The organism is Aeromonas sp. ZOR0001 (genome assembly GCF_000801015.1).
GTDB classification, from domain to species: domain Bacteria; phylum Pseudomonadota; class Gammaproteobacteria; order Enterobacterales; family Aeromonadaceae; genus Aeromonas; species Aeromonas veronii.
The window spans coordinates 1-8,210 of the sequence record NZ_JRJY01000149.1 but is presented as its reverse complement, the minus strand read 5'-3'; the positions used below and the strand labels follow the sequence as shown (position 1 = coordinate 8,210).

The following is an 8,210-nucleotide window of genomic DNA, read 5'->3' as shown; positions in this document are numbered from 1 at the left end:
TAAATAACAACGCCTGCTTAAGCAGGCGTTGTTATTTAAGAAACGTGGCTCGTCTTATTTCTGACTGCGCTTGACCGCCTCGACAAAGGTGGTCTTGGCCTTGGTCGAGCCAGCCCGCTCAGCTTCATCCACCAGTTTCATCGCCTTGTCGATATCACCAGCCTGCACCGCTATCTCAATCTGGGTCAGATAGAAGTTCTCCGTTTCACCCAACATGGTCGGAGTCGCGACGGCTGGCTGATTCTTTATCGCCGTTGCCGCCACAGCGCCAGCACCGGCGCCAAGCGCCATGGCACTGGGTTGCACACCTTGGCTCAATGCCAGTTTGTCGCTGTATTCTGATTTAAACACATTATCGACCCCTTCCAGCTTGGCGCGATCCACCAGCTCAATCTTGACCAATCCCCACGGGGAGTGCGGGATAACCGGATCATTGACCGGCGGCTCCTGAGTGGAGGTCGCTCGGGCAAACGCCTTAGCGGGGTGCAAAATCGTGGTCGAACCCGAGAGCTCGGTGGCCGGTGAATAGATGACCATATACGCCTCTGGCTTGAGTGCATTACGGCTTACGTAAATGGTGCCCTCAATACGGTCATTATCGAGCAGGTGTGCCGGTTTGTAACTAAACAGAGATTTGCCCAATACCCGGGTCACTTCAAAATTGCTGTTGAGCATCAATACCTGCGGCATCAAGACACTCTTGCCCACTTGGGCTGCAACCTTGACCACCATATCACCGGTATTGGTGGGCAACTGGTAGGCAGCCAGGTAACTCAACCCTTCCTGAAATTTATAAACCTGGGAAGCGCCATCAATGGTCAGCAGCGTATCGCCTTCCGCCAGAGGCTGATATTTAAGCGCCGACAGGGAAGCGCAGCAACTCTGGGCTGAAAGCAGCGCCTGTTTAGCTGCATCGGGGGAATTTAACACGGCTTCATGCGGCTGCAGGGGAACCGTCATGCTTGAACAGCCCGACAACACGACTGCCACCGCGGCGGCAAGGAGATAATTGGCCAACTTCATCGTATTTCCCTATCAAATGGTGACACAAACAAGACTGCCCCCAAAAGGGGGCAGCATGTAACAAACCCGAGTAGATATTACCACCACGCTTCAGCTTGGACACCAAAGTTCCACGCATGGTCATCGGTGTTACCATTGAAGGAATCACCTTCACCATCTGTCAGATAACTTGCATAAACACGGATTTCAGGACGAGCCATCATACTAGGGCCAGCAGACCAAGCTTGTGCCAACGTATATTTTTGACCACTTTCTTTGTCTTCAGAACCACTGGTCCAAGTTTTGGTGCGCTCGAAAGTGCCAAGCTCAACCAAGGTCTTAGTAATATCAGTCCAAGCATATGAACCACGAGCTACTGCACTAAAGAGTTCAGTATTGTCGTGCCAAGCTTGGAGTTTTTCACCCTTGCCATAAGTGAAAACATGGTTGATTGAGAAACGCTCACCAACTGGAATATCACCAGTCAAAATGACGCGGTAGCCAGTGGCATCGTCGGTTGTATGCCATACGTCATACCAACCACCACCTTGCGAGATCATATTCTGAGCCAGACCTTTATTGGCATACTGCAGTACCAGCTTTTCATTGATGCCTGAGCCATCAAAATATTGGCTGATTTCACCAGTCACCATTACCCCATTCTTTGGATCATAACTGGAGCCAGCAGATTTTTGCTCATCAGTTGGGTTGGGCATAGCGTAATCAACACCAAACTCAGTCCAAGCACCACTCCAGGGCTTTAATCCTGCATAGCGTACATCAAGGAAGTTGATATTCAGATCATTATTGGTAATGGAATTATCAATATCATTGCCGTCGGAACGGATCCAGGCAAAAGAGAATGCTCCTGGCCCTGCTTTCAGATTTTCCAAGCCTGCGCCTGCACCGGACACGTTCCAATACTTGGTGTCGATAATATGCAGATCATGACGCTGATAATAACGCTTACCAACCCACAGTATTGCATCTGGATCGCTAGCAATGAGGCCTTTAACTTTAGCATTAAACTGACGAAGACCAAATTTTGCATCATCATCTTTGGTACTTTCACCGTCATTAGAACCATCACTTTCCATGCTGACCATACTGTCTACATAGAACGAGACGCCATCTTTTTTAAACAGCTCTTGTCCAAGACCAATTTCGCCATAGGTATCATCTTCATTACCCAGGCGACCTAATAGATCCTTATTCGCTGTCTGCTGTTTACCATCTTGGGAAACACCGACCCCAGAACGGAAATAACCAGTAAAATCAACAGCGTGAGCATTCGCAGCCATCATGGCAACAGCGAGTGCAATCGATGATGTCAAATATTTGGTCTTCATGTGCGTTCCTTCCTCCGTTGTATCTATATATGTATGGCGATGAACGTCAGCATCCAAGAAAACGCTCTCACCGACGGAACGGATTATATGCGCGACGATTGAACTTTTGTCATGACATGCATCACACATTCATGAAACAAGCATCATTGAAATGGTGAAAACACATTACATCAACACAAGACTTAATGTAAGGTATTGATAATCAATAAAAATAAATCACCACTGGAGTGTTATCGATTACACTGTTAATAAAGTGTTTTCGCACAACCAAGGCTGTCAAGCAGACACTGCGGACTGAAAGAGGCCCTAAGCCAACGACTTAGGCAGAGGTCTTAGCTAACAGAGCGGATAGCGAGACGGGCATTAAAGGCAACGTCAAGAAGAAGCAGTGGCCAGATCATTGGATCTTGACCACTTAGAGAGGCGGGAGTCAGATTTACAAGGTTTTGACTGAATGGCGCCGAACCAAGGTCGGGCTAAACAAGTTGGTCGCTGAATTGATGGCCTCACCACGCGACAGAGCCACAGCCAACTCAGCAGCTTGCGTTGCCATAGCCACCACGGGGTATTTAACTGTGGTGAGACGCGGACGCAAGTAGCGAGATATCAGCACATCATCAAAGCCCACCAAAGAGAGGTCTTGAGGAACATCAATCCCGTTATCGCTAAGCACTGACAAGGCCCCCGCCGCCATCGAATCGTTATAGCAAACGACGGCTGTCATCTGCGGTCCCCGACCCAGCAACTCGGTCATCGCAGCCTCCCCCCCCAATTCATCAGGACTACCGCGGGAGATCAGGCGTTCATCAACCGGAATATTGTGCTCTTGCAGAGCATCCAGATAACCCTGCAGACGGTCCTGAGAGTCTGATATCTGATGATTTGAGCATAAAAATCCTATCTTCTTATGGCCTTCCTGAATCAAATGCCGAGTCGCAAGCCAGGAACCATAGCGATCATCTAGCGCAACACAACGGGACTCGAATCCTGGAACAATACGGTTGATTAGTACCATGCCTGGAACATAGCTCATCATCTGGATCAGCTCTTCATCTGGCAGCATTTTGGCATGAACCACCAAGCCAGAGCAGCGATGCCCTATCAACTGCTCTATTACATGCTTCTCTTTGGCTGCGTCGTGGTAACCATTTCCGATAAGCAGAAAATTCCCCGTGGCCTGTGCCACTTGCTCAACAACTTTAACCATGGTGCCAAAGAACGGGTCAGACACATCAGCAACAATCAATCCCAAAGTTTCATTGTTCTGATGGGCCAATGCTCTCGCGTTCGCGTTGGGGTGGTAGTTGAGTTCATGCATCGCCTTGAAGACGGCATCGCGTGATGCCTGACTTGCCTTTGGCGACTTATTGATGACACGTGAGACTGTGGCGACGGATACGCCTGACAGGAGTGCCACATCTTTGATAGTTGCCATGAATTAGTTTTTCCGGTGAACGGGATAAATAAAAACCTGTGCTTTACATGGTAAGGATACTACCGACATTTCCAATGCCTGACACGGCTTTCATACCAAAAGCGGGATCATTCTATCAATACGAGCGCCTCGCCGTGTAATCATCTTACATACACCGCTCTCCAGCATCATGCGTATTGCGAATAAAAACGTGACAAAAATCACATAAAATGGAGGTGAATCTTCCCGGCATACTTTCACAAGCGCAGAATAAGGGTAAGCGGTTACACTAATGAAACCCAATCAAAACGAGCGCCAAGGAGAGATTCATGTTGAAGATACTCGTCACGGGTGGAACTGGTTACATAGGTAGTCATACCTGCTTGCAGCTTATCGCTGCCGGGATGACCCCCATTTTGTTGGACAATTTGGTTAACAGCAGAGAAAGTGTCCTAGAACGTATCCACACTCTCAGCGGACAACGCCCTCTGCACTATCACGGTGATGTGCGAGATGCCGACCTGCTTGATCGAGTTTTTGCCGACCAGCAAATAGATGCCGTAATCCACTTCGCTGGCCTCAAGGCTGTAGGTGAATCAGTACAAAAACCTCTCGAGTACTATGACAACAATGTCAGCGGCACCTTGGTGCTATTGCAGGCTATGCGACGCGCCGGGGTCAAGACCTTGCTATTCAGCTCATCTGCCACCGTTTATGGTGAACCAGAGACTATGCCCATCACCGAGGAATCGCCAACCTTTAGCGCCACCAACCCTTATGGTCAGAGCAAGCTGATGGTGGAGCGTCTCATCAAGGACTTTGCACGATCAGCTCCCGACTGGTCATTAACCCTGTTGCGCTATTTCAATCCGGTAGGAGCCCATCCCAGCGGCCTGATGGGCGAAGATCCCCAGGGCATTCCCAATAACCTGATGCCTTATATTGCCCAGGTGGCAGTGGGCCGCCGTGCCAAACTCGCCATATTTGGTGATGACTACCCGACACCGGATGGTACCGGCGTGCGGGATTACATTCATGTCATGGATCTAGCCGATGGCCATGTTGCAGCCTTGAAACATACTCTTGGGCAAGCTGGCGTCCATGTTTACAACCTGGGCTCTGGGCATGGCTACAGCGTCCTAGACATTCATGCCGCCTTCTCCAAGGCCTGTGGCCGCGAACTGCCTTATGAGATCGTGCCGCGCCGCGCCGGGGACATAGCGCAGTGTTGGGCCGATCCAACACGAGCCTACAACGAGCTGGGGTGGAAGGCTCATCGCACGCTTGATGAGATGACGGCCGATACCTGGCGCTGGCAATCCCAAAATCCGAACGGTTACCCCCTTCCATGAATGTACAGAACGAGACAGGCCTTCCTATGCAATTTGAACCGACCGATCACCCCCACCGTCGTTACAACCCATTGATCCAGCAGTGGGTTCTAGTTTCTCCCCACAGGGCTAAGCGCCCTTGGCAGGGGCAGCAGGATGAACCCGATCGCACCCAGCGATCAGCTCACGATCCGGATTGTTTCCTCTGCGCCAGCAACACTCGCGTCACTGGTGACAAAAATCCGGATTATCAGTCGACCTTCGTCTTTACCAACGACTTTGCAGCCCTGATTGTTGATACTCCGATGGCCCCAACCAGCGAGGATCCCCTCTTCCAGCTAGAGAGTGCGCGCGGCACCAGCAGGGTAATCTGCTTCTCACCGGATCACAGCAAGACCTTACCCGAGTTGTCCGTCCCCTCCCTCACCGCCGTGGTCAACACTTGGTGCGAGCAAACTGCAGAGCTGGGGTGCGACTACCCCTGGATCCAGGTATTCGAAAACAAGGGAACCATGATGGGTTGCTCCAATCCCCACCCACACGGGCAGATCTGGGCCAACGACTTCTTGCCCAACGAAGCCGCGCGGGAAGATGATGCCCAACGGGAGTATTTTGCAAAAAATGGTCGTGCCATGTTGCTCGATTATGTGGAGCGCGAACAGGCTGACGGCCGCCGTACCGTAGTGGAAACGGAGCACTGGCTGGCAGTGGTGCCCTATTGGGCGGCCTGGCCCTTCGAAACCCTGTTGCTTCCCAAGTTTGCGGTAACACGTCTACCGGCCCTGACAACACAACAGCGTGAAGACCTCGCGCTTGCGCTCAAGAAGCTGACCAGCCGCTATGACAACCTGTTTCAGTGCTCCTTCCCCTATTCGATGGGATGGCATGGTGCGCCTTTCAATGGCGAGGAGAATGACCACTGGCAGTTGCATGCCCACTTCTACCCGCCCCTGCTGCGCTCTGCGAGCGTACGCAAATTTATGGTGGGCTATGAAATGCTGGCGGAAACACAGCGTGACCTGACGGCAGAACAGGCGGCCGAACGCCTGCGTTCCGTCAGTGATATCCATTTTCGTGAACAGGTTTGAGGTTGAGATATGAGTATTGAATCGCCACGCAGCGTGACTGAACGCACCTTTTACACCCAGTACGGTTATCCCCCTACCCTCGCCATTCAGGCTCCAGGGCGTGTCAACCTCATCGGGGAACACACGGACTACAACGACGGCTTCGTGCTCCCCTGCGCCATTGACTATCAGACAGTGATCAGTGCGGCCCCCCGCCAAGACAGCCTGATCAGGGTGATCGCTGCCGACTATGACAACCAGCTGGATGAATTTGACTTGCGCCACCCCATAGAGCCGCGCCCGGAATACCTGTGGGCCAACTATGTGCGAGGTGTCGTCAAATATTTGCTATTGCGAGGCTGTCAACTGACCGGGGCTGACCTGGTGCTCAGTGGCAATGTACCGCAGGGAGCCGGTCTGAGCTCTTCCGCCTCTCTGGAAGTGGCGGTAGGACAGATCTTCAAAGAGATGAATCACCTCGACATCAGCCAGGCAGATATCGCCCTGAACGGACAACTGGCGGAAAACAGGTTCGTCGGTTGCAACTGCGGCATCATGGATCAGTTCATCTCCGCCCTGGGTCAGCAGGATCATGCCCTGCTGATCGATTGCCGTAGCCTGAAAACCCGTCCTGTAAGCATGCCGGCCGACATTGATGTGGTCATAATCAACTCGAACGTACGCCGGGGCCTGGTGGATAGCGAATACAATACCCGCAGAGCACAGTGTGAAGAGGCCGCACGGCATTTTGGGGTCAAGGCACTGCGCGACCTGACTATGACCCAGTTCACGGAGCGAGCCAACGAACTGGCTCCTGTCGTCGCGAGCCGTGCACGCCACGTCATCTCCGAGAATGAACGAACGCTGGCAGCGGCCGATGCGCTTGCCAATGAAGACATGGTCATGATGGCCGAATTAATGGCAGCCTCTCATGCCTCGATGCGTGATGATTTTGCCATCACAGTGCCCGCCATTGATGCCCTGGTCGACATAATCAAAGATATCATCGGCAGTCGTGGTGGTGTGAGGATGACAGGTGGCGGGTTTGGTGGTTGTGTGGTTGCATTGGTTCCACAGTCACTGACAGCAGCATTGTGCGAACAGGTTAATATTCGTTATCCCCAAGTAAGCGGTCTGGCCCCGAGCATCTATATCTGTAAGCCCTCAGCCGGAGCCGGCCTACTCTGATATCTTCGCTGACACCTCAATATTGTAGTGGTCAACTATTTCCAAACTGGTCATGGTATAGCCGTATTGCTAAGCGATGAGCATTGGACTTAGTTTAGTTAAACAACGCTCTCAGTAAGCAGCTTTGATTAACATGTGGATAATACAATTGAACCAAATCTCAGATATATGTTATCTCTATGAACCTACCTCAGGGACTGCTCCGGCAGTCCCTTTTTCATGGCGCTTTCCGACCAGGGATCCAATTCGTATCAGTTAAAACTACAGAACAACAAGATATCAAGGCGTTACGTAGTGCTCGCCAGCTCATAGTTGAGCAGCGAACAGCTCTGGCTAACCAACTACATACATTCGCCACTTGGGCACTCAGATGCCGTTTTGGGGAGGGGCGACCATCCCATTAGCTATAGTCCGGTGCGCACAACGGCACATTCATCAACTCGAACAGGGTGTCGAGTAGTCCCTGAGTGGCCCGCAGAGTGAGGTTGAAAATCCCCTTGAGCATCAGGAAGGTGCAGATGGTCTGGTCGGTGTAGAGCTGGTTGCGGCCCCGTCGCCCGTGTTGGTTTTGGTGAAACCAGTTATCCATGGCGCCTGCATCAACCCAGAAGGTGAGAGAGCCACGGCTAATCAGAGACTTGTTGTATTGAGGCCAGTTGGTAATGGGGTGAAGCGACTTGCCCATGATGCAGACTTGAAGAGGATCGTGGTGATCAGCTCACGGTAATGACTCCAATCAGTTGAAATGGTGTCTTTCTATAAAGGCACCAATCACTTTCTCGTGGAGCTCAACGGAACGAGAGAAGCAGATGGTCTTGCGAGCCAATCGCTTGATGCGCGTTCTGAGCGTCAGGTTGTT

Annotated in this window: 7 protein-coding genes and 2 pseudogenes; 4 read left to right on the top strand and 5 right to left on the bottom strand. The window is 51.6% G+C overall.

Going from position 1 to position 8,210, the window contains the following annotated elements:
• Positions 1-54: 54 nt before the first annotated feature.
• The 3 genes from L972_RS18320 to galR all read right to left on the bottom strand — a co-directional run bounded on the left by L972_RS18320 (position 55) and on the right by galR (position 3,786).
• The gene (locus tag L972_RS18320; RefSeq protein ID WP_042080903.1) at positions 55-1,023 is read right to left on the bottom strand and encodes a MalM family protein; all 969 of its coding nucleotides are present in this window, start codon (positions 1,021-1,023) and stop codon (positions 55-57) included.
• Positions 1,024-1,100: 77 nt separating this feature from the next.
• Positions 1,101-2,351 carry a maltoporin gene (locus L972_RS18315; protein ID WP_042080902.1) on the bottom strand — a complete coding sequence of 417 codons (1,251 nt, stop codon included), beginning with the start codon at positions 2,349-2,351 and terminating at the stop codon, positions 1,101-1,103.
• A gap of 436 nt (positions 2,352-2,787) precedes the next feature.
• On the bottom strand, positions 2,788-3,786 hold the full coding sequence (gene galR, locus L972_RS18310) for an HTH-type transcriptional regulator GalR (protein ID WP_042080901.1): 999 nt from the start codon (positions 3,784-3,786) through the stop codon (positions 2,788-2,790).
• A gap of 311 nt (positions 3,787-4,097) precedes the next feature.
• On the opposite strand from galR, the gene galE reads away from it, so the two are divergent.
• The 4 genes and pseudogenes from galE to L972_RS22050 all read left to right on the top strand — a co-directional run.
• Positions 4,098-5,117, top strand: coding sequence for a UDP-glucose 4-epimerase GalE (gene galE / locus L972_RS18305; RefSeq protein ID WP_204524411.1), 1,020 nt, complete (start codon positions 4,098-4,100; stop codon positions 5,115-5,117).
• A gap of 26 nt (positions 5,118-5,143) precedes the next feature.
• Entirely contained in the window at positions 5,144-6,184 is a 1,041-nt protein-coding gene (gene galT, locus L972_RS18300) for a galactose-1-phosphate uridylyltransferase (protein WP_042080899.1), read from the top strand.
• A 9-nt stretch (positions 6,185-6,193) separates the two neighbouring features.
• Entirely contained in the window at positions 6,194-7,351 is a 1,158-nt protein-coding gene (gene galK / locus L972_RS18295; RefSeq protein ID WP_042080898.1) for a galactokinase, read from the top strand.
• A 230-nt stretch (positions 7,352-7,581) separates the two neighbouring features.
• Positions 7,582-7,695 (top strand): annotated as a pseudogene (locus L972_RS22050) (IS110-like element ISSod21 family transposase); the annotation flags it as partial.
• A 59-nt stretch (positions 7,696-7,754) separates the two neighbouring features.
• Here the strand turns inward: L972_RS22050 and L972_RS18290 are convergent.
• Positions 7,755-8,036, bottom strand: a pseudogene (locus L972_RS18290) (IS5/IS1182 family transposase); the annotation flags it as partial.
• Between the two features lie 51 nt (positions 8,037-8,087).
• Positions 8,088-8,210 (bottom strand): IS1 family transposase (locus L972_RS18285; RefSeq protein WP_047440127.1); only part of this gene is annotated, 123 nt, incomplete at its 5' end.

Excerpts from the sequence above, each read along its gene's own strand:
- L972_RS18320 (WP_042080903.1), bottom strand. The coding sequence starts at position 1,023 with ATGAAGTTGGCCAATTATCTCCTTGCCGCCGCGGTGGCAGTCGTGTTG.
- L972_RS18315 (WP_042080902.1), bottom strand. The coding sequence starts at position 2,351 with ATGAAGACCAAATATTTGACATCATCGATTGCACTCGCTGTTGCCATG.
- galR (WP_042080901.1), bottom strand. The coding sequence starts at position 3,786 with ATGGCAACTATCAAAGATGTGGCACTCCTGTCAGGCGTATCCGTCGCC.
- galT (WP_042080899.1), top strand. The coding sequence starts at position 5,144 with ATGCAATTTGAACCGACCGATCACCCCCACCGTCGTTACAACCCATTG.
- galK (WP_042080898.1), top strand. The coding sequence starts at position 6,194 with ATGAGTATTGAATCGCCACGCAGCGTGACTGAACGCACCTTTTACACC.